The 22957-nt window shown below is 47.1% G+C and carries 17 protein-coding genes; 5 read left to right on the top strand and 12 right to left on the bottom strand.

What is annotated here, in order from left to right:
• The first annotated feature begins 445 nt into the window (after positions 1 to 445).
• The 4 genes from BLT07_RS04995 to BLT07_RS04980 all read left to right on the top strand — a co-directional run bounded on the left by BLT07_RS04995 (position 446) and on the right by BLT07_RS04980 (position 5108).
• Positions 446 to 1642, top strand: a complete 1197-nt coding sequence (locus BLT07_RS04995; RefSeq protein ID WP_217633291.1) for a CehA/McbA family metallohydrolase domain-containing protein — start codon at positions 446 to 448, stop codon at positions 1640 to 1642.
• A 175-nt stretch (positions 1643 to 1817) separates the two neighbouring features.
• On the top strand, positions 1818 to 4079 hold the full coding sequence (gene bglX, locus BLT07_RS04990; RefSeq protein WP_091866512.1) for a beta-glucosidase BglX: 2262 nt from the start codon (positions 1818 to 1820) through the stop codon (positions 4077 to 4079).
• 6 nt (positions 4080 to 4085) lie between these two features.
• Positions 4086 to 4742 carry a 3-keto-disaccharide hydrolase gene (locus tag BLT07_RS04985; RefSeq protein WP_091866372.1) on the top strand — a complete coding sequence of 219 codons (657 nt, stop codon included), beginning with the start codon at positions 4086 to 4088 and terminating at the stop codon, positions 4740 to 4742.
• A gap of 144 nt (positions 4743 to 4886) precedes the next feature.
• Positions 4887 to 5108 carry a hypothetical protein gene (locus tag BLT07_RS04980; RefSeq protein ID WP_091866370.1) on the top strand — a complete coding sequence of 74 codons (222 nt, stop codon included), beginning with the start codon at positions 4887 to 4889 and terminating at the stop codon, positions 5106 to 5108.
• A 77-nt stretch (positions 5109 to 5185) separates the two neighbouring features.
• On the opposite strand, the gene BLT07_RS04975 is transcribed toward BLT07_RS04980, so the two are convergent.
• From BLT07_RS04975 to BLT07_RS04955, 5 genes are all read right to left on the bottom strand, one after another.
• Positions 5186 to 6373: a carboxylate--amine ligase gene (locus BLT07_RS04975; RefSeq protein WP_091866368.1), complete on the bottom strand. Its 1188-nt coding sequence runs from the start codon at positions 6371 to 6373 to the stop codon at positions 5186 to 5188.
• 208 nt (positions 6374 to 6581) lie between these two features.
• Positions 6582 to 8678 carry a discoidin domain-containing protein gene (locus BLT07_RS04970; protein WP_091866366.1) on the bottom strand — a complete coding sequence of 699 codons (2097 nt, stop codon included), beginning with the start codon at positions 8676 to 8678 and terminating at the stop codon, positions 6582 to 6584.
• A 25-nt stretch (positions 8679 to 8703) separates the two neighbouring features.
• Complete coding sequence (locus BLT07_RS04965; RefSeq protein WP_175455261.1) at positions 8704 to 10107, bottom strand: Gfo/Idh/MocA family protein; 1404 nt, start codon at positions 10105 to 10107, stop codon at positions 8704 to 8706.
• A 148-nt stretch (positions 10108 to 10255) separates the two neighbouring features.
• The gene (locus BLT07_RS04960) at positions 10256 to 11110 is read right to left on the bottom strand and encodes a fumarylacetoacetate hydrolase family protein (RefSeq protein ID WP_091866362.1); all 855 of its coding nucleotides are present in this window, start codon (positions 11108 to 11110) and stop codon (positions 10256 to 10258) included.
• A 141-nt stretch (positions 11111 to 11251) separates the two neighbouring features.
• On the bottom strand, positions 11252 to 12577 hold the full coding sequence (locus BLT07_RS04955; protein WP_091866360.1) for an L-fuconate dehydratase: 1326 nt from the start codon (positions 12575 to 12577) through the stop codon (positions 11252 to 11254).
• 307 nt (positions 12578 to 12884) lie between these two features.
• On the opposite strand from BLT07_RS04955, the gene BLT07_RS04950 reads away from it, so the two are divergent.
• A complete protein-coding gene (locus BLT07_RS04950; protein ID WP_091866358.1) occupies positions 12885 to 13466 on the top strand; it encodes a precorrin-2 dehydrogenase/sirohydrochlorin ferrochelatase family protein in 582 nt (193 codons plus the stop codon).
• 4 nt (positions 13467 to 13470) lie between these two features.
• Here BLT07_RS04950 and BLT07_RS04945 read toward each other — a convergent pair whose 3' ends face one another.
• The 7 genes from BLT07_RS04945 to BLT07_RS04915 form a co-directional block, all read right to left on the bottom strand.
• Complete coding sequence (locus BLT07_RS04945) at positions 13471 to 13815, bottom strand: L-rhamnose mutarotase (protein WP_091866356.1); 345 nt, start codon at positions 13813 to 13815, stop codon at positions 13471 to 13473.
• A 172-nt stretch (positions 13816 to 13987) separates the two neighbouring features.
• Positions 13988 to 17146 (bottom strand): PVC-type heme-binding CxxCH protein, encoded by a 3159-nt coding sequence (locus BLT07_RS04940; RefSeq protein WP_091866354.1) that lies wholly within the window; start codon positions 17144 to 17146, stop codon positions 13988 to 13990.
• A 228-nt stretch (positions 17147 to 17374) separates the two neighbouring features.
• Positions 17375 to 18349 (bottom strand): Gfo/Idh/MocA family protein, encoded by a 975-nt coding sequence (locus tag BLT07_RS04935; RefSeq protein WP_091866352.1) that lies wholly within the window; start codon positions 18347 to 18349, stop codon positions 17375 to 17377.
• Positions 18346 to 19365 carry an NAD-dependent epimerase/dehydratase family protein gene (locus BLT07_RS04930; RefSeq protein ID WP_091866350.1) on the bottom strand — a complete coding sequence of 340 codons (1020 nt, stop codon included), beginning with the start codon at positions 19363 to 19365 and terminating at the stop codon, positions 18346 to 18348. The genes BLT07_RS04935 and BLT07_RS04930 overlap by 4 nt, the downstream gene beginning before the upstream one ends.
• Positions 19366 to 19415: 50 nt before the next feature.
• Entirely contained in the window at positions 19416 to 20528 is a 1113-nt protein-coding gene (locus BLT07_RS04925; RefSeq protein ID WP_091866348.1) for a zinc-dependent alcohol dehydrogenase, read from the bottom strand.
• Positions 20529 to 20590: 62 nt separating this feature from the next.
• On the bottom strand, positions 20591 to 21748 hold the full coding sequence (locus BLT07_RS04920; protein WP_091866346.1) for a Gfo/Idh/MocA family protein: 1158 nt from the start codon (positions 21746 to 21748) through the stop codon (positions 20591 to 20593).
• Positions 21749 to 21791: 43 nt separating this feature from the next.
• A complete protein-coding gene (locus tag BLT07_RS04915) occupies positions 21792 to 22841 on the bottom strand; it encodes a sugar phosphate isomerase/epimerase family protein (protein ID WP_091866344.1) in 1050 nt (349 codons plus the stop codon).
• Between the last annotated feature and the right edge of the window lie 116 nt (positions 22842 to 22957).

Below are 22957 nucleotides of genomic sequence, written 5' to 3'. Positions count from 1 at the left end.
TGCATCAAATCAATGGAAAGGCCTTGATGATTGTTGCATCTTTGTTTTTTGTAACTTGTTGTTGTTAATAGAAACACCCTAAGGCAATGAATTTTTTTTTGTGGGCTGCTACTTTTTCTTATCCTCCCAGTTACTTTAACGGGGCAAAATCTGTTACCTCCCATCCACAACTATAAAATCTTCGACTACAACGCAGCAAGCAAAAATTGGGGCCTAGCGGCAAACGAGAATGGCGAACTTTTTGCGCCCGACAAACTCTACAGCTCTTGGTTGGGCTACGACAGTACTTCGGTTACGCTAAGGTGGTTGAATTCCGAACAAAATTACTATTTTGCAGTCGAGGCCTTTAGTGAAAATGGCGTGGGGGAAAGAAGTCCGGTGGTGAAAGTGGAATAAGGGCTTCGATGGAACAAGAACCTGAAACAGGCTCTCAATCAAACATAAGATGACAAACAAGGTTTTTTTAGGCATAATTCTTTCCGTGCTATTTCTGCATTTTCAGGGGTTTTCGCAGGATAAAAAATGGTACAAAGGCAATCTGCATGCCCATTCGTATTGGAGCGACGGAGATCAATTTCCGGAAATGATCATGGAATGGTATAAGTCCGACGGATATGATTTTACGGTACTCTCCGATCATAACACTTTGGCAGAGGGCGAAAAATGGATCACCTTATCCGAAAAAGAATATCTACAAAAAGGTTTTAGAGACTACCTTAAAAAATATGGAGAGGACTGGGTAATCCATAAATTGGACAGCGTAGGCCACACGAAAGTGAAATTGAAGACTTTAATGGAATATCGGCCACTTTTTGAGGAAGATGGCGAATTCTTGATCATTCAATCCGAAGAATTGACCACCAACTTTGGGGATAAGCCCATCCACATTAACGCCACCAATATCCAACAGAAAATAGATCCAAAGAACGGTGAAAGTGTCACCGAAGTTATCCAAAATAATATCGATGCCGTTTTACAACAGCGTAAAAGCTTACATGTGCCGATCATGCCCCATATCAACCACCCGAACTTTGGGTACGGTATTTCAGCCGATGATTTTATCCCCTTGCACGATGTGCGATTTTTCGAGGTATATAACGGGCATCCCGCGGTACACAATGAAGGCGATTCGACCCATCTGGGCACCGAAGAAATGTGGGATTTGATAAATAGTTCCTATCTACAGGAAAAGAAACCTTTGTTATATGGATTGGCTACCGACGACAGTCACCATTACCATCGGTTTGATAAAAGTTATAGCAATCCCGGAAGGGGATGGTTGATGGTCAGAACAGATTCCCTGAAAGCCTCCAGCATTATCGAGGCCATGGAAAAAGGAGATTTCTATGCTTCTACGGGAGTGGTCTTAAAGCATTTGGAAATCAGTAACGACCGCCTAAAAATTGAAATAGCTTCCGAGCCTGGAGTGCATTATGAAATTCAGTTGATTGGAAGGGATGCATCTTCCAAAACATCCCAAATCATAGAGAAGGTCGAAGGTACCCACGCAAATTTCACATTCCCAGACGGATATGTTTTTGTAAGGGCCAAGGTCATATCGGACAAAACGAACCAAAACTTTTTTGATGAGACCGAATTTGAAAAAGCCTGGACCCAGCCCATAATCATAAATTCAAAATGAAATGAGACTCCAAAAATATAGGGCATCTCTAATATTTCTTTTTGTATTGATGAAGCAGGGATTTTTTTCAGTTACTAGGCGCCAAAAACGGGGTTTGGCATGGCTAAATGAGTATTTTGGCAACGAAGTAGGTGGGAAAAATAACAAGTCAGTAACCAAAATAAGGTTTTTAGGGATGCCCTTTATTGCTATCGTCCTTTTGATAGGCTTAGGTCCTTTTACGGCACAAGGGCAAAATACCATCCCCGAGGTGGAGTCCCTTTTGCAAAAAATGACCCTAGCCGAAAAAATAGGTCAACTGAACCTGTTGACCCCGGGGGGCGGTGTGGCTACCGGATCCGTAGTGAGCGAAGATGTCGAGGGCAAGATCAAGGCGGGCGAAGTTGGCGGTATCTTTGGGGTTACGGGCCCCGATAAGGTGCGCAAGGCACAGGAAATTGCGGTCAACAGTTCCCGTTTAAAGATTCCCCTACTTATCGGTTCCGATGTGATTCACGGTTACAAGACCACCTTTCCCATTCCCTTGGGCTCCGCCTCGAGCTGGGATATGGAATTGATCAAGCAAGTGGCACAGACCGCGGCCAAGGAGGCCACGGCCGACGGCATCAACTGGAACTTCTCACCCATGGTCGATATCGCCCGCGATCCGCGCTGGGGTCGTATCGCAGAGGGGGCCGGAGAGGATCCCTACTTGGGCTCTGCCATTGCTACCGCCATGGTGCAGGGTTATCAGGGCAGTGATTTGACCGCACCCAATACGATGCTGGCCTGCGTAAAACATTTAGCGTTATACGGGGCCGTCGAAGGGGGCCGCGATTACAATTCGGTGGATATGGGCAAGGTAAAAATGTTTAACCAATACCTGCCGCCGTACAAAGCGGCGGTCGACGCGGGAGTCGCCAGTGCCATGACTTCATTTAACGACGTTGACGGCGTTCCCGCCTCGGGCAACAAATGGCTGATCACCGACCTGTTGCGAAAACGTTGGGGATTTCAGGGGTTCGTGGTCTCCGACTACACCTCGGTCAACGAAATGATCGCCCATGGCTTGGGCGACCTACAAGCCGTTTCGGCGCAGGCCATTACTGCGGGTCTGGATATGGATATGGTTGGGGAAGGATTTTTGACCACCCTTAAAAAATCTTTAGATGAAGGCAAGGTGACTGAAGCGGCAATCACCAATGCCTGTAGACGTATTTTGGAAGCCAAGCACAAATTGGGACTTTTCGACGATCCGTTTCGCTATTCCGATGAAAAACGGCCTGAAAAGGACATCCTGACCGACGAAAACCGAAACTTGGCCCGCAAGGTCGCAGCGCACAGTTTTGTCCTCCTTAAGACACACCATAATACCCTGCCCCTAAAAAAAACGGCTAAAATCGCCCTGATAGGCCCCTTGGCCGATAGCCGGAACAATATGCTCGGCACCTGGGCGCCTACCGGTGATCCTGAATTGGCCGTTACCGTGCTAGAAGGATTTAAAAAGGTCGCTCCCGATGCTGCGATACGCTATGCCAAGGGTGCCAATATTTCCAACGATACCGTCATGGCCAAAAACGTAAACGTATTCGGACCAAAAATAGAAATCGATAAACGTTCCCCCGAAACCCTTTTAAACGAAGCCCTTGAAGTGGCCAAGGCGTCCGATGCGATCGTTGCCGTAGTAGGCGAGGCCAGCGAAATGACAGGAGAGGCCGCCAGCCGAACGGATATTTCGATTCCCGATGCCCAAAAAAAACTGATACAGGCCTTGGTTAAAACCGGAAAACCAGTGGTACTGGTTTTGATGAGCGGCCGACCGCTGACCATTGAAACCGAATTTAAGCTTCCGGTAAGCATTCTTCAGGTTTGGCATCCCGGAGTGGAGGCTGGTAATGCCATCGCCGATGTGGTTTTTGGGGATTATAATCCTTCCGGAAAACTGACGGCCACTTGGCCTAGAAGTGTAGGACAAATTCCTATTTATCATAGCATGAAAAATACCGGACGCCCCGCCGAATCCCAAGCCTTCCAAAAATTCAAATCCAATTATTTGGATGCGCCCAACTCCCCTTTGCTACCCTTTGGATACGGTTTAAGCTATACGGAATTCGAATATTCGAATCTTAAACTGAACAAATCCGAAATCGGTAGGGACGAAGCTTTGACCGTTTCGGTCAACTTGAAAAACACGGGCAACTTTGATGGTGAAGAAGTGGTTCAGCTGTATCTAAGGGATGTAGTGCGCAGTATTACCCCCCCGAAACGAGAATTGAAAGGTTTTAGAAAGGAGTTTTTGAAAAAAGGGGAGCAAAAAATGGTTACCTTGGAACTGCAACCGGAAGACTTAAAGTTCTATAACAGCGAATTGGATTTTGTGGCCGATCCCGGCGAATTCGAGGTTTTCGTGGGAACGGATTCCGATGCCCTTTTAAAAACAACTTTCACCTTAAAATAGTTCACAATGCAAACAAATTTCAAATATGCACTACTTCTGTTTCTAGCCTTCGGCCTATCCAACTTGGTATCGGCCCAGAAAATGGACAACGAAAAAAACGAAGATTGGATTTCCCTTTTTAACGGAAAAAATCTGGACGGTTGGAAAGTGGGCAACCATGCGGATACTTTTTCCGTATCGGACGGGGCAATCAAAGTGGCCGGTCCCACGGCGCACCTGTTCTATGAGGGGGAGTTAGAAAACCACGATTTCACCAATTTCGAGTTCAAGGCGACCGTCATGACGAAACCGGGAGCCAATTCCGGAATCTACATCCATACCGCATATCAAGAAGACGGCTGGCCTTCGCAGGGCTACGAGGTACAAGTCAATAATTCCCAAGAAGACTGGAAACGTACCGGAAGTCTATACGGCATCGTTGACATCAGGGAAACCTATGTAAAGGACAACGAATGGTACACCGAATATATTAAGGTTGAAGGGAAACGGATTATCGTTAAGATCAACGATATCGTGACCGTGGATTACACCGAGCCGGATAATCCGAAACGAGGGGAGGGAGAGAAAAACCGGGTGTTGGGCTCGGGCACTTTCGCCCTACAGGGCCATGACCCCGGCAGTGTTGTTTTTTACAAGGATATTAGGGTAAGACTTTTGCCTTAAGGCATGAAATCCCTACGAAACCTCGGGGCCAAAATAACAATTAGTATCAGTTAGGGACGCCGAGAATGCGGGGTGTCCGAAAAATTGGTGAAAACTCCATAAAAGAACGAGGCAGGCTAAGGAAACCCAACCAAAAAAATCAAAATGCCTGGAAATTCAACGATCTTGAAAAAAGATCCCAAGGAACTGACCAACAGTAGCGATGACGAAGCCTACGCCGATGTGGTACAAATGATGCACAAAAAGCTTGACAGTGTCCAGAAAGTCTACAAGGTCACTGAAAGGGAATTTGAACAAGTCCCAAAGGAAACAGTCGAGCGAGCCAACAAAATGTTCGATAAGTTAAGAGGTTCGCCATTTCGGTAATTACGGATAGTCTTTTAGTTCAACAAAAAAGTAGAAAACAGCAGGTAATTTTGTAAGAAATAGTAAACAAAAGCGTTTTATTTACCTCCAAAAAGTTTTTTAGATAGTGCATGGAACCCCTTTTTTATCGGAATAAACATCCTTTTTGGATACGGCCGAAGATCCGATAATGCAAAGGTGGCAAATACGTTTGGCTTCACATAAGGACGCAGATATTGTGATAAGGTATATTTCTCTTGCCGAAAAAATTTTATGCTGTTTGTGATGTCAGATATTATTTCGAGCCAATAAACACCTTCTTTATAACTACTTTGTGAGGGTCGTTCGTTTTCAAGTATATGTCGATATTGTAAATAAGGAAAGTTAATTCCGCACTCGACCGCAAGACTCGTTGACAAGTTGTGACGTCCGTTAACTTCGATAAGTTTATAGATGCCATTTCGTTCATCCTTCTTAAATTCCGTACACGCATATCCATTAAAACCCATAGCGTGTAAAATTTTTCTACCGGGTTCAATGACCTCTGGAATGTCTTTGCTCAAAACGACTCTTGGTGATCCCCACCACGGCGGGGCGTTTCTAATATGTTGGGCAGTAAATTCGACCAATGGCTTACCCTCCCAAAAATAAGCATTGTAATTCACAACGTTCAGATCATCTCCCGGAATAATTTCCTGTAACATCACTTCAAGTCCAGCATCGACAGATTGATTATAGATAGAAATTAATTCGTCTTTATTCTCTACAGCAAACATTTTACGTTTGAAATGATCGAAAAAAAGATGGCTTTGACTCGGTTTGACAAGACACGGGAAATCAACTTGTTCTGCATAACGCAAAACATCTTCTAAACAGCTGGGAGTGATTGTTTTGGGGGCAGGGATTCCATTTTCATCCGCAATTGCGTACGTATATTTTTTTTCTATAAACTTCTGAACAACGTCCCAATCAGGGCTGGGCACATTGAAATGTTTTTCAAGGATTTCCTTATTTTTCACAACGGCCACCAAGGTCTCATCCGATGCCGGATATAAAATGCCATCACCAAATTGGGCGGCACTTTTCAATAGCAGCTCAATAAATTCCTTTTCATGAGTTTCAGGATGTGGTGATGCCACACTGTGCGTAACATATTTGGACAAATACGCCACATCCTCGTCTTTGTAATGCAATACCACAATCGGTACACCCATGACGCCGAGAGCACGAACAACTCCTAAAGCCGGCTGTTGACCAGAAAGTACATAAGCAGGTTTCAAATTCAAAATCCCGTTTTATTAATTAGAATAAATGTCGATATATCTCTTTTATAACGAAAAAAAAACCAAAGCGATATACGCTCACAATGTTTTATAATTCATCAATCAAAATTAGTTCTGAAGGATGACCATCTGTTAGGAACCAATAATATCTTCTGTAAAGATACTGCAATGATATAAAAAATTAAGACCACTCGTTCTTTAAAGATTCTTCTTAATTCCGCTCCGTGATTACTCCGATTTCTCCGAATGACGTTCTAAAATCCTTTCCGTTCACTTTTATGCCCTTCAATTTGATATAGCGGGCATTTGTCGGGTCAAAATCGACAGTCTGCTCGATACGGTTGTTGACTACATTGCCGAATTCGCCTTCGGCAACGGTCTTCCAACGGCTACCGTCCGAACTGACCGCAAACTCGTAATCAGTGATGATTCCAAAAGGATATCGCTCTTGTATGGGCCCATAGGTAAAGCCTTTCAGCGTATGGGTTTTCCCAAGGTCGATAATCACCTCCTGAGGTGTTTTCGCTCCCTCGGCCGTAGCCCAAAAGGTATCGGGATTATCGTCAATGGCTTTTACGGCCTCCATAATATTTCCCGTGGATACTTTGATAAACTTCCAATCCTTTTTGGCGATATCCAAATAGTTGGATGTACTTTCAGTCGTGTCTTCCGATTCGGGATCATAGGCGATGGCCCTTAACGTGGTAGGTGCATCGATTAAAAACGGCTTTTCGAATTTTGGGGAAGTCACCCGGGGTTCGCTACCGTCTAAGGTATAGTGCACCTCAACATTTTTGTCGGGCACCGATAGTGTTACCATCCCATTCCTATTTCTTTGGATGTTGGGTAGGGTGAGCAAGTTCGGCGCCCGATACAATTCAATGTTCGAAATGGCCAATGGTCCCTTGGCATCCAGAAAATCGACTCTTATTTTAGATGTCTTAACGGGATCAAAACGCAATATTCTCTTGTATCCAATGGTCGTCTGCCCGTCGATTTCACGCCATTGGCCGTCGACCTCGGCCTCCACTACAAAATTTTTGACCCGTTGCCCCAACGGGATATATTCTTGCAATAGGATACGGTTGACTTCGGTGGGCTTGGCGAATTCAAAATCGATGGATGCAGCGCTTACCGTATCGTTGGTCGCCCAATAGGTTTCGAGATCACCATCGTTTACATTATTGGCACCGTACTGCGAACTACTTTTGCGTTCATCGGAAGCATTCACGTTGGTGTTTTTAGCAAGTTCGGTCTCGAAATCCCTGTCCAATTGTTGCCGTAGTGCCATCAGTTGTTTTACATCGGTTTCATGCACCAATCCACGATCGTCAACAGGCAGGTTGAGCAACAAGCTTGCATTTCTTCCTACGGAACGGTAATAGATATCCAAGAGATGGGGCAAGGTTTTGACTTGGTGGTCTTCTGCGGGATGATAGTACCATCCGGGACGCATAGAAACGTCTGCCTCGGCAGGAAGCCAGTGGGTTCCGTCCTCATGCCCCGAACGCAGTTCTTTGTAGCGCGGCCATCCGGGATAGATTTCGTCGCGGCGCATAATGCTCCAATTGGTCTCGTTGGCATATCCCTCTTCATTGCCCACCCATCGGATATCGGGCCCGGCATCGCTGAAGATGACGGCATCAGGTTGTAACTCCCGGATTATTTTGGTGGCCTTTCCCCATTCGTAATAGGTCTTGTTATCAATTTTTCGCTCTTCGTTCGTACCCCCGTAATAGCCGGTTCCACCATTGGCCCCATCGAACCAAACCTCGAAAATGTCTCCGTAGTTGGTCAATAGTTCCCGCAATTGTTCGTGGAAGTCCGCTACGTATGCCGGTTTGCCGTAGTCTCCGCTATTCCGGTCCCAAGGGGAAAGATAGACGCCGAATTTGAGCCCGTATTCCTTGCAGGCATCTGATAGGTCTTTGATTACGTCACCATTGCCGCCTTTCCATGGGGAATTCTTGACCGAATGCTCCGTAGTCTTTGTCGGCCAAAGACAAAAGCCGTCGTGATGTTTTGCCGTGATGATGATGCCTTTCATGCCCGCATCTTTGGCGACCTTCGCCCATTGCTTGGCATCGAGCGCTGATGGATTGAACTGTTCGGGAGATTCGCCGCCCGTACCCCACTCCATATCCGTAAAGGTATTCATGTTGAAATGGATGAAGGCATAATACTCCAATTGCTGCCAGCCCATTTGCCGTTCGGACGGTAAGGGACCTATGGGAGCAGGCGGACCGACGGGGTCACACGAAATGTAAATGGAGGATAACAGTATCAAGAACAAGCGTAAGGACTTCATGGTAAAGGATGGTTTTAGGCAATCGCTAAACATTCTTCATAATACCCAACGCCCGATTTTCCTGCCATTTCCCCCGTGTGAAATCCGGGAACTTGACCGCGGAATTGCCCATCTGGATCGATATGCCCGAAAGTGGGGTGACCACGGACCAATCGGCGGCGTCATACACATCTTGATCGAGCATAATTCCTTGGTTGTAACAATCGATGAGCCGGTAAAGCATCACGAAATCCATACCGCCATGACCGCCGTTTTTGGCTATCTCGTCTTTTAGTTTGTTCCAAATGGGATGTTTATATTTTTCAAAAATCTCGGCACGTTCGGCCTCGGTAAGCCACTCGTGGTTGCCGTTAACGCTCAAACGGCTGGGGTAGCCTTCGTGATAGGCCTTGGTACCCATCAGGGCATTGATACGGCTGTAAACCCTCGGCGATGCCGTGTCGTGCTGAACCATAATAGTGCGTCCCTTCGCCGTTTTGATCAAGCTAGTGTTCATATCGCCGTGCTTAAAATCCGTATAATTGTAGAACTCATTATCGGGTTCAACGGTTTTCGCATACTCCGAAAGGCTGGCTTCCAGCGAGCTCATACTAACCAGATGGCCGAAGCGATCACCCCGGTTGATGCCCATATATTGGGCCACGGGACCGAGGCCATGTGTCGGATAGAGATTGCCGTGGTATTTTACGTGGTGGCGTATCCGCCATTGGTCGTAGTATCCGGTCTTGCTGAACATCGATTCCCTCAAATCGTGGATATAGGCCGCTTCGCCATGGGTGAGGGTACCGAAAAAGCCCTGGTCCACCATTTGCAAAAGTGTCAATTCTTCGTCGCCATAGCAGACATTTTCCAACATCATACAGTTGCGCTGGGTCTCCTCGGCAGTATCGACCAATTTCCAGCAATCTTCTACCGTATAGGCGGCCGGTACTTCCGTGGCTACATGTTTGCCCTGTTGCATGGCATAGACGCACATCGTCACGTGCAGGTCCCAAGGTGTGGCGATAATGACCAGATCGATGTCGTCACGTTTGACCATTTCTTTCCAGGCATCTTCCGAGCCACTGTATTTTTTGGGATTTTGTCCTTTTTCCTTCGCAAAATCAACGGATTTCTGGGCATACTCATCACGTAGGTCACAGATTGCGGTTATCGTTGCCTTGGGATGTAAGGCGGTCATTTGCTTAACGTGACCGCTGCCCCTGTTGCCCACCCCGATAAAGGCGACCTTTACCTGTTCGATGGGATCGGTTTTAAGACCTATTACGGATTTTCCAAGTGAGGGACGCTTAGCGGTTATCCGTTCTATGGCTTTGTCCACATCCGCTTTGCCGAAAGCCGCGGCCCCAGGTAGTCCTAAAAAGGCCCCGACCAAAGCGGAGGACCGTAAAAATTTCCTTCTATCGAAATTGTTTTTTGAATCACCCATTTTTTTTGGATTTTTAGCGGTTAGTTTATTTGAATCGAGGGGTTCAGGTTTTAAGTGGTTCAAGGCCCTTTTGGCTTTAGCAATGGATTGAGCCTTAAACATTTACCGCCGACCGTCACCAAAACAGCTTTTCCCTGTTTATACTTTCTCACCCGTAAGCCTTCGCCGTCTGCTTCGAGGTTCCTAAACCTTCGATTCCCAATTCGACTACATCACCCGCTTTCAGGTATTTCTGGGGTTTGAGACCAAGACCTACACCGAAAGGCGTGCCCGTCGAGATAATATCACCGGGCAGTAGGGTCATAAACTGACTGATATAGCTGACCTGTTTGGGAATATCGAAAACGAAATCGGAGGTGTTGCTATTTTGCATCGTTTCGCCATTGAGCGTCAGCCAGAGGTCGAGGTTATGCGGATCTTTGATTTCATCTTTGGTCGCTATAAACGGGCCCAGCGGCGCAAAGGTGTCGCAGCTTTTACCTTTCACCCATTGGCCGGAACGTTCTAACTGGAATTCCCTTTCGCTATAATCGTTATGCAGCACATAGCCTGCGACATGGTCCATGGCATCCGCCTCGGAAACGTAGGAGGCTTTTTTGCCGATGACCACGGCCAGCTCCACTTCCCAATCGGTCTTTACGCTTCCTTTGGGAATGATCACGTCGTCATTCGGACCGACGATTGCCGAGGTAGCCTTAAAGAAAAGAACGGGTTCCTCAGGGATGTCCATTCCGCTTTCCGCGGCGTGCTTGGCGTAATTCAAGCCTACGCAGACCAGTTTGGAAGGCCTGACCGAGGGAGGTCCCAAACGCACATCGCCGCTGATTTTCGGACAATCCCCTTGGTGGGATGCCATCCATTTTTGGAGTTTGGCGATGCCTTCATTTCCAAAAAAGTTCTCGTCGTACTCTTGGCCAAAAGCGGATACATCCAACCGGGTGCCGTCTTCAAGTTGAACACCGGTTTTCTCTTTTCCTGCTTCGCCGAATCGTATTAATTTCATGTTCTGATCTATTTTAAGTTTTTAATTCTTGCTTTGATAATTGACCTTCAACTTTGTCCAAGTTTTCCAACCGCTATCCGGTCATTAAAATACAAAGCTATTTTTATATTTCCGCGCCGTCATAATTTTGACCGAAAGGTTTTACTCCTTTTCCTTTGCAATTTCCTTCCAAATCTTTCCCTCGGGAAAACGATAACTTTCTAATGATTCCGCTTTCATCTCGATACTATATCCCGGAAGTTTCGGAGGCATATAGGCTCCGTTCTTTATGACTACGGGGTCGAGAAAATGCTCGTGCAGGTGATCCACATATTCTATTATGCGATTTTCAAGGGAACCGCTCACAGCGATATAATCGATCATCGATAAATGCTGTACATACTCGCAAAGACCCACTCCACCCGCATGCGGACATACAGGAATTTCGAATTTGGCAGCCATCAACAAAATTGCCAATATCTCGTTGACGCCCCCTACCCGGCAGCTATCGATCTGGCAGATTCCGAAGGCGCGGGCCTGCATCAATTGTTTGAACATCACCCGATTTTGACAATGCTCGCCCGTAGCAACATGTATCGGGGCAATGGCCTTGGCGATTTTGGCATGCCCGAGAATATCATCGGGACTCGTAGGCTCCTCGATCCACCACGGATCGAATTTCGCCAGCTGTTGTATATTGGCAATGGCCTCGTCAACATCCCATTTTTGGTTGGCGTCCATCATCAGTCTTAAATCCGGACCGATTTCTTCACGGATAATGGCTGCCCGACGCATATCATCCTTCAGATCGGAACCTACCTTTATTTTAATATGATCGAAACCTTCGGCCTTGGCCTCCCGACACAGCCGGCGCATCTTTTCATCGGAATAGCCCAGCCATCCCGCGGATGTGGTATAGGCGGGATAGCCTTCCCGTAGTAATGTATCGATACGTTCCTGTTTTGACGATTCTTTGCTTTTTAATAATTGTAGGGCTTCATCAGGTGTAATTGCATCCGTAATATAGGTAAAGTCCACGCAGGAAATCAAATCTTCAGGGGACATATCGGCCAAGAGTTTCCAAAGCGGTTTGCCTTCCTTCTTGGCGTACAAATCCCAAACGGCATTGACCACAGCGGCCGTGGCCAGATGGATGACTCCTTTTTCAGGCCCCAACCAGCGCAATTGGCTATCCCCGGAAACCATCCTATAGAAATCGCCCATGTTCGAAGTAAAACTTTCAAGGGTCTTACCCACAATCAAGTACGAAAGCGATTTTACGGCAGCAACACAAAGTTCGTTGCCCCTGCCGATAGTAAAGGTCAAACCGTGTCCCTCCAATCCATCCGGATGATCTGTTTTTAGGATTACATATGCAGCGGAATAATCAGGATCGGGATTCATGGCGTCGGAGCCGTCCAATGAGCGGCTGGTCGGAAAGCGGATGTCCTTGACCACGATATTTGTAATAAGGGTGGTATTTTTCATTTAATAAAGGGTATAATAACAAAATTAAGGCTTAAGCGGCCGTTGAACTACTCCATAAATGACCTAAACCGATATTTTTTTGTCCTGCACTATAGTTTTGGGACTAATAAGTATCCTATTTGGGCATTTCCCCAAAAACCAGCTGTAATTTTGCAGGATATCCATTAGTCAGCGTATACTATCGACAAGGTAGTTTTTCTGTTGGGAAATAAAAAATTAAAGAAAACAGGGATACCCTGGCTTTGGAGGATGTCATCTACTTCGGCTTTTTATTTTAATCTCTATTTTTGCACCAAACAAAATCCCCATGGAACGCAACGAACTATATCCCATATTTTTAAAGGTATCCCAATTGAATGTCCTGATTGTCGGAGGCGGCAATGTGGCCCTCGAAAAGTTGACTTTTTTGTTGAAATCGAGTCCCGCTGCGCAGGTGGAAATGGTGGCTCCGATGTTTCGGGAGGAGACCGTAGTCTTGGCCGAAAAGTTCGGTATTGCCATGCATTGCGATACCTACAATTTGGAATATCTTACGGATCGGCATATCGTCATCGCTACCACCGATAGCCCGGAGGTCAATGAACAGGTGTATCACGACTGTCGAACGAAAAGTATTTTGGTGAACGTTGCCGACAATCCGCCGTTCTGCGATTTTTATATGGGCGGTATCGTGACCAAGGGCAATGTGAAAGTGGCCATTTCGACCAATGGGAAATCGCCCACCACGGCCAAACGCCTACGCCAATTTTTCGAGGATGTCATTCCCGAAAACATCGATGATCTCGTAAAGAACCTCAACGAATACCGAAAGACCATCAAAGGCGATTTTGAGGAAAAAGTGGAGACCCTGAACGAATTTACAAAGGGATTGGTAGGCAAGAAAAAATAAAAAATCATGCTTTATCCAACTCAAAAATAGGAGCCATAAGCCGCCATTTTTCACCAGGTTTCGTATTTGGGATAGCCTGTTGGTACTTCCACATCAAAGTTTCCCAATCCTGTACTTTGGGATTGGCCTCGTCGGCTTTTTGCTTTTTCTCGAACGAAAAATCGGGACGGGTTTCCATAATCATGAATAAACGGTTTTCTACGTGGTAGATGTCCAATTTTTCGACGCCGGCATCCTTAATGCTGGCCGTTATTTCGGGCCATACGTTTTCATGGTATTCTTTATAGGTTTTGATAAGTTCGGGGTCGTTTTTTAGGTCTAGGGCTAGGCAGTAGCGTTTTGTTTTCATGATAAAAATGTATTTCGTTGGTATGTTGTTTTTAAAATCCACATAATGCTTAGAATGGCTGAATCCTCCTTTATGAGCAAGGAAGGTGGTACGCCTTTAACATTTCGGATGGATTGATCCGTCTGCAAAGTCGCCACTCCACTTTTTTGTAAATAACGAAACCAAAAATTCCTCACATCGGATGCGCTTCCAAAAGTTCGGCGGGGGAATAAAAACCTTCCTTATCTTTAATGGCTTCCCGTACCTCTTTAACCTTTTCCGGTAAAATTGGGTCTGCCTTGTTGCCAAAGGTGTTTCGGACAAAGGTCAATACAGATGCGATCTCTTCATCATCGAGCATCCCTCCAAAGGGCGTCATGGGTACTTGACCGGGGTAGGTTTTGCCTTCGAGTTCGAGCGGGCCCATCAATCCTTTAAGGACTATCTTTATCAGACGCTCTTCACTCCCGGTGACCCATTTTTGGCCGGCAAGTGGGGGGAATTGGGAAGCGCTCAGTCCGTTACCATCCGGTTGGTGGCAGGTGACGCAATAGCCTTCGCGGTTATAGATTTCCTCGCCTTTGACGAAAAGTTCCTTGGCGGCTCCTTCAAGAGTTGTTTTCGTTTTGTGGGACTCGTCCTCCCCCAAATTGTATCCCTTCAAATGGGCCAGGGCCGCCTCATAAGGTTTTTGCATCCAATCGTCCATTGGTAATTTTCCGGCGGCTTCCACAATGGGTACTCCCGTTTTCTCATCCAACCAAGAAGCGGCGACCAGGGCATCCAAACGTACGCGCGGATTTTCGTCTTTGGCAGCGGCCATCAACAGATCGGCCTGTTCGGGAATCTGGTGACCTGCATAGCGCAACACTTGTACCGCAGCGGCACGCGCCCTGAAATCCTTGGCGTTCAACATTTGTTTTAATAGATCTTCATCGACCTGGTTCAGACCCCAGGTCACCCAAAGGGCTTCCAGCACATGGTGTTCGTAACGGGGATCGTCTTTGTCCAGATCTTGGACCCAAGTTTTCAATTCGGGCAGCACTTTATCGGCATCCCTACCCCTAAGCTCACGCCGGGTACGATACCGGGAACGGTATTCGGGAAGTTTTAAATTTTCTAAAAGCTCGGCAATAGTTGCTCCGTCGATTTTTGCGGGATGTACTAAAGGTCTTGAAGGATAGGTCATGCGATAGATCCTTCCGTGCACATGATCGCGTAGGGGGTCGCGGGCGTTGTGCTGCATGTGGCCGATCAGCACATTGTGCCAGTCGACGAAATACAGCGAACCGTCCGGAGCGAATTCCATATCCACGGGACGAAAATTGGAATCGGTCGAGGTCAGCAAGTCCAGTCGATGTTTACTGGTGTACCCTGAGGATTCCGGGTCATCGACCACGATATGCTGTTTGGTTCCCAAAAATCCGATCGTATTGTTGATCAGCATATCGCCCTGTACCTCATCGGGGAAATGCCGGCTCGAGACAAATTCCAGTCCTGATGTAGGCCGTACCCGATGGGCTTCCTCGATAATATTTTGGGGAAGCGGGTTCGATTGGCCGTAGCGGGACTTGATCGTTCCGGGCATCATCCAGGTCACATCGGGACCCGAGGTGTGGGCGAAGAAGGGTTGCCCCCATTCATCGAAAGCAATCCCCCACGGATTGGGAATCGGCAGTTGTGCGGTACGTTCCAAATAATGCCGTTGCGGACTATAACGGTAAAAGCCACCATTGGTGGCACGAACGGTACCGTAGGCAGTTTCTACATTGGTATGCAAAAAGACACCTTCTCCCATATAAAGGGCACCTGAAGGATCGGCCGTAAAGGCACTGATAGCATGGTGGGTGTCGTGGTCGTCAAAGCCGCTAAGTATGATTTCTTTGGTATCGGCCTTATCGTCGCCATCGGTATCTTTCAGCAAAACAAGATTGGGTGCCTGCGAAACATATACCCCTTCGGGCGCAAACTCAAAACCAATGGTCATGCTCAAGCCGTCGGCAAAAACGGTTTGCTTGTCGGCCTTGCCATCGTTATCGGTATCTTCCAAAATGAGCAGTTTATCGTTCGGTTTGGGGTCGCCCGGTTTGTAGGCCGGATAGCTAGGCATGACGCCCACCCACAACCGACCCTTGTTATCGAAGGACAGTTGTACCGGGTTGGCCAGATCTTCGAACTCCTCTTCCGAAGCGAAGAGTTCGAGTTTGTAGCCGTTCGGAACCTTAATTTTATCAAGCGCTTCCTGCCCGTACAGGTATTTTGGGTCCCCAGACCCATCGACTTCTTTATAATTCGTCTTTACCGGAGGTAGTTTTTCGGTCTTGGCATCCATGGCGACCAAGTCGGTCGACTTACCGGCCGCCGCGTTCCAAATGGCCGTATCGCGGTTGGCCGTCATCTCACGGATCTTTTCAATTTCGAAGGGATAATTTGCCGGTCCGAAGGGGTCGTAGCGCCGACCGTAAGCATGAACACCGTTCGGAATCTTGAAGTCGTTGTGCCAATACCAGTTTTTGTCCAGCACCGCATCATGCACCGCTTTGCGGTTGGCTTCGGCCACGCTTTCATGGGCTCCAAAAATTTCATCGGTCAATAGTTTGGCGAACTTTTGGTATCCGTAGTCATTGAGTTGAAAACCGTCGGCCGTTATGTTTTTATCTTCGGAATCCATCCATTTTTTGGAAGCTTTAAAGGCATCCACAAAAGGGATGCTGTCCTTGGCCGCTACTTCGGCCATGGCATCCGCATATAGCTTAAGGTTCTTGTTTTCTTCGACGCCGTTCGGCAAGTCCATTTCATCCGATAGGTCCTCAAAGGCTATGGGCGACACCAGTACCAGTTTCGGTGCCGATTCGCCATTATATTTCTGCTTTTTGGTATGTTCGATAAAGGCGTGCAGTTCATCCTTGTAATTCTGCAATCCCTTTTCACCTTGAAAGGACTCGCTATAACCGAAGAAACCGATGATGATATCGGCACCCAGGCTCGTCAACCATTCATCTTCCGTTGGAAAATGGCCGATACTGCCCGACTTATTGGCATATTCGGTCTGGAACTTTTCGGCGCCCGGAAATGCCCAAGGGGAATTCCTTGCCGAATGCGGCCGAAAACCTGGGGTATTACCGCCATCGCCCATATTTCGGATGAAGAGGGTGCTATCGGGATAGCGTAGCTGCAGTTCCGTCTCAAAATGCCCGAAGTTCATCATTCGGGAGGGGAGATTGTTGCCGATAAGGACGATATGGTCTTGATTATGGACTTGTATCTTACCTTCTTCCTCGTCGGTACAGCTTATTAAAAGTAAAACTATCAAAACTATCGTTCCGATAAAACCTTTACTTCTATATACCATTTTTGTAAATTTTAGATGTTAGTGTTAAGTTAAGCCAAAATCGTCGCATAATCCAATGCGTCTTTTGCGGCATCCCGTCGTTAAAAAATAATTCCGTAGCTACGTCTATGCAATGATTTTTTGTCTAGGGCTACCACAAAATCCACGATTGACTTATACGCCATTTCAGCTTTAACTTAACACTGGATATCTTGTAATTCCCCTTGTTTATTATCTGAATTGGGACTTTTACAAATTTAAATCGACGTGAATCCCCTCTGCCTCCGACCGTTCACAGGCTTCGATAATTCGCTGGCAGGTAATTGCATCGGCCAAGCTCGACAAGGGTTTTTCATTATTTCGGATGACCCTGTCTATAAAGTGTACTGCCGTATTCTTTATGGATTCGGGATAGCATTGATACGTTTGCGAATGCGGCCCGTTAGCTTCGTTGATTACGAAATCGCGGTAACTGTATCGCGTGCTTCCCTTTGTTCCTATTACTTTGATGATACACGTCCAAGGGTCGCCCGCATGGTCGTCGTTGGCAAAACTGGCGCAAAGATGGGATAGCGATCCGTTCTGCATCTTTAGGTTCGCCATAGCCACGTTCTCTTGGGGGGCCAAAGTCGGATCCGAAGTGTACTTTAAACAGGATACGGTCTTCGGTTGTCCGGCCAAATACAACATGGTGTAGCTGTGATGGGTCAAAATCTGTCGGATAACACCCGGATAACGGGCCCTGATATCGTGTGCGTGATGGATGTTATACATCATATAGAATTGGGTAATCGCACCCAAACGCCCGCTTTCGATCATTGATTTTGCCCTTTCGATTCCCGGCTCGTAAATGTAATTATGTACGGGCATGCATTTTACACCTGCATTTTCAACGGCGTTCTGCATGTGCTCCAATTCGGTAATGGTGGAGGCTGCAGGTTTTTCGACCAGAATATGTTTTCTAGCCTGGGCAGCCTGAATCGTGTATTCGCAATGTGTTTCCATATTGGTCAAAATGAAAACGGCATCGATTTTTGGATCTTTTAGTAATTCGTCGACCGAAGCATAGGTTTTACATCCGAATTTGTTGGCTTTGGCTTGCCCTTTTTCCGCAGTACGATTCCACAAGCCAATCAACTCGGAACCGGGGAGTCCATTTATAGCTTCTGCGTGGAGGTCGGCGATGTCACCTGCCCCGATAAATCCTATTCCGATGGTCTTCATGAGGCGGGACTTGAAAATTCCAAAGTACCTTTTTCTGCCATATCCCTAAACGCTATAAGTGATTTTCGCACTCCCTCCGCAATTGGTGTCAAGGGCATATTTTTAAATGTAGTGTCGATTTTTCCATGGTTGAGATCGCAAACAAAAAGATTGGGATCAGCGCCCTCGGCTATGGAAAATTGTGCAAAATCGCCCATGTCCAAAGTACCGGCCTCCTCCTCGATAATTTGCAAAAATTCGGAAATAGGGATGGTCTTACCCTTAACATTAAATGCCCCAAACCCTTCATAAGGCTGTAAGCTGCATTCGGCAAAATAACTGCCGATATCTTCAACAAAATGATAGTTTTCCCGACCTTGATAGGGCATTTCAAAGGGAATCGCCTTTCCGGATACCGCACCCATGGCCACCGCTTTCATCGCATTGGTCGGGGCCGATGTCTTGCCTTTGTCGCGGCCCTTGCCATAGGTCGTGTTTATTCGAAGACACAGGGTCGGTACACCCGTATTATCGTAAAAGAATCGGGCCAAATGCTCCCCGGCCAATTTCCAGATTCCATAATGGTTCGGAGGCGCCAAGGGCACATTTTCCGAAATAAGTTCTTGTGAATACATGGCCCGTTTACCATAAACCGCCGCGGAACTGGCAAAAACAAAACGTTTTAGATCCGGCAATTTTTCCGCAACGTCGAAAAGTGCCATCGTGCCCCCGGTATTGATTTGCATACCCCCTATATGATCTCTGGAACAATCCGGACTCTGATACGCCCCCAGATGTATGATGTGGGTGGGATTGATTTTCGGCAACAGTTCCGTTATAGCGTCGTAATTGGAGACATCCAACTTTACAAATTCCAAACGGGCGTCCAAACCTTCGCCCAGCCAAAGTTGTAGGGCATCTGTATTGCTCGAGCGTGTAGCGATCACGATTTTTTCAACTTCTGGAGACTGTAACAATTTATAAATTGTGACCGATCCGATGCAACCTGTACCACCTGTTATAAAAATTCTGGACATTTTTTGATGTTAGATTATAGCTATGTGTTTATTGTACCTCTTCAAACCCATCAATTCATTTTGACTACCGCCTTTACATTGTTCGCAGAAATGGAATCTTCGAAGGCTTGGGTAATATCTTTAAAATCATAGGCGTCGATGTAGGCTTCCGAGGGGAAAACGCCCGTAGCCATCAACTTTTGGGCGACCATATAATCCGCCCGACAAGATCCCATGGAGCCGCGCATGTTCAAGGAGGTCCGAGTCAAATGGGTGGCATTAATGGAAACCTCTTTTGGATAGGTAGCGATTACGCAAATATCACCCTCAGGTCGAACGACGGAAATCGCCTCGGTCAGTACTTGGGGTACGCCAGAGCATTCTATCAACAGGTCTACTTGGCCATTTTTCCCAAAGGGAATTCCTTTGGCATCTGTAATTCCAGCTTTCAATTGTTGGGCGAGGTTGTTCTCGGGGGATACCTCAACGGTTATGAACCCCTGTTCCTTCGCTTTTTTTAAACGGATGTCGCGGTCGTGGGCAATACCGGTCACCACTACCCTTGCCCCCGCGGCCTTCGCCAATTCGGCGGACATCAGGCCAATGATGCCACATCCGGTGACTACCACATCGTCGCCGGGTTTGATATGACATTTGCTGTACAGGGCATTAACAACGACGGATAAAGGCTCTACCAAAGCCCCTTGTTGCGGCGTCAGTCCTTCCATGAGTGATACGACCCTGTCGGATTCCAATACAACCTGTTGTCCGAAACCCCCATTTCTATGGAATCCAATGATTTGTTTTTGAGGACATAGGTTCCATTTTGCTACACTACAGGCGGGACATTCCTCATCTTGGCACCCCAACATGGCCAAAGGCGTGAAATGGTCGCCTACTTTCAGGTCACCATGATCGCCGGGGCCCAATTCCAGGATTTCGGCACTGAATTCATGTCCGATTATCCGCGGCCGTTCGACCCAATCGAAATTTGGTTTTCCCAAGGAGGCGCTATTATCGGAACCACAGATTCCCGTATATAAGGTTTTCGCCAAAATCTCACCTTCCTTCAGTTCGGGGATTTCCATTTCGACTACTGATGTGTTGGCGGTAACGGATACCCCCGAACCGGGGTAAATTCTTTCGCGGCCTTGAAGGCAAAAACCCTTTAATTGCTTGCTCATTTTTTTGATTCTTTATTCGTCTGAATTTCCCTTTCTAGATGTTCTGGTTTACGATTTAATCGCTACTTCCACTCCACCCCTGTATCCTTCCAACTTCGCGATTTCGCAGATTCCAGAACGGCCTCGCAAACTTTCTGGGTTTCCTGGGCCTCCCTAAAGGTTGGGGAGCAGGGTTTTCCTTCTTCCAAAGCTTTTAGAAAATCGGCAATTTGATGTACAAAACTGTGTTCGTACCCGATGGATAGTCCCGGTACCCACCATTTATCCATATAGGGCTGATCTTCGTCGGTCACATGAATGGAACGCCAGCCGCGCTCTATGGATTCGTCGCGGTGGTCAAAATACTCCAGCCGTGACAGGTCGTGCAGGTTCCATTTAATCGAAGCATGTTCGCCGTTGATTTCAAAAGTGTAATGGGCTTTGTGTCCGCGTGCATATCTGGTGGATTCGAACAGGCCTAAGGAACCATTATCAAAATGGCAATGGAACAAGCAGGCATCGTCGATGGTCACTTCCTGTTTTACACCGGTCTTGGAATGTACCCGTTCTTTAATAAAAGTTTCGGTCATGGCGGACACATCTTTAATGCCCCCGTTCAACCACATTGCCGTATCGATGCAGTGCGCCAATAGATCCCCGGTTACCCCTGATCCGGCAGCGGAATTATCCAAACGCCATAGTCCTTCACCGCCTTGTGGGAGTTCGGGACTAATCGTCCAATCTTGTAAAAAGTTCGCGCGGTAATGGAAAATTTTACCCAGTTTTCCGGCGTCTATCAATTGTTTTGCCAAGGTAACTGCAGGAATTCTTCTGTAATTATAATAGACCGTGTTGGGTACCCCGGCCTTTTCAACGGCATCGACCATCGGCTGCGCTTCGGCAACGGTTCTGGCCAAGGGTTTTTCGCAGAGTACCATTTTTCCCGCTTCCGCTGCGGCAATGGCGATTTCCGCGTGCATATTGTTCGGGGTGCAGATATCGATGGCATCGATATCGTCGCGGGCCACCAATTTTCGCCAGTCCGTTTCAATGGATTCATAGCCCCATTGTTCGGCGAATGCGGTAACCCGCTCTTCGTTTCGGGCGCAAACGGCCTTTAAAATGGGATTATATTGTAACTCGGGAAAAAAGTTGGGTATCCTTCTATAGGCGTTGGAATGGGTTCGGCCCATGAAACCGTAACCTACTAGACCGATACGTAAGTCCTTTTTTTTGCTCATAATTTTTAAAGTTTTGATTCCTGCATAATGCTACTACCACTGCCTACTCCTCTTCATGCCACCCATGCATCTCGCGCACCTGTATCATGGCTCCCAAAATATCGTTCCAAGTTTTGGGTTTCATCATAACGTCGTTGGGGAACATGCAGCCGTCCCAGCAGATGTGTTTGATTTTTTTGGTCAGGTTTCCGTATTCGTCACGGAGCCAGTGACCGGCATCGACGGCGATATCCAATTTGCCATTGGGGTCGTCGGCCAAACAATGCCTTCCCGTTTTTTCATGTGAACCGGAACCGAAGACGGTACCGTCGTTCTGGGCGACGTGAAAATCTATCGTCCATGGCCTTAAGGCGGCAGTCATTTCTTTGAGACCTTTCGTCAAGGCTTCCCTATCCTTCCAATCGAAATCTTTGGGAAGAATGCGTTCGTCAGGCTTGTTGTATCCCAAGAGATATAATAAGGTATGCGCCATATCCGCCTGGAAACCGATGTTCGGGCGGTTGACGGCCTCCAAGGTATTAATCATGGTTTTCCAGCCTTGCATCCCGCCCCAGCAGATTTCACCCTCCGCAGCGAGCGATTCACCATAATCGGCGGCCACGTCACAGGCTTCCCGGAAGGTCTGGGCTATTAATTTGGTATTTCCGGTAGGGTCCGCCGCCCAGCTCTTAGGGTCTACGGACGAATCGATGCGAACCACTCCATACGGCCGGATACCCAGTTCACGCAATTTTTGTCCGATCTCGCAGGCTTTGCGTACCTGGGTGACAAATTGCTGTCGTTCTTCGGAGGAGCCCATGGCGGAACCACCGCCGACACCTCCCCAAATGGGAGCCACCAGGCTTCCGATTTCCAGGTTTTTTGCCCTGGCCTTATCCGCCATTCGTTTTATATTGTCATCGTTGGAGTCGATATCCAAATGGGGGTCGGCCGCAAAAAGGTCGAAACCGTCGAATTTCACACCATCGACCTCCGCGTTCGCGGTAAGTTCGATCATGGTATCGATATCGATGGCCGGTTCGGAATCGGGACCTTTACCGACCACTCCCGGCCAAGAAGCGTTGTGCAGTTTTGGAAAATTATTTTTTGGCATCTGCTTTGATTTTTTATTCTATTACATTCTAGTTGAAGTCTACAAAGGCATCCATAAATATAAGTAATATCCAGGTAATCATATACTGAACCTCACCTATTATTTAAATGCATCCT

It is taken from the genome of Pricia antarctica (assembly GCF_900101815.1).
GTDB classification, from domain to species: Bacteria; Bacteroidota; Bacteroidia; order Flavobacteriales; family Flavobacteriaceae; genus Pricia; species Pricia antarctica.
Note: the sequence above shows the minus strand (reverse complement) of the source record. Positions and strands in the feature narration are given on the sequence as shown.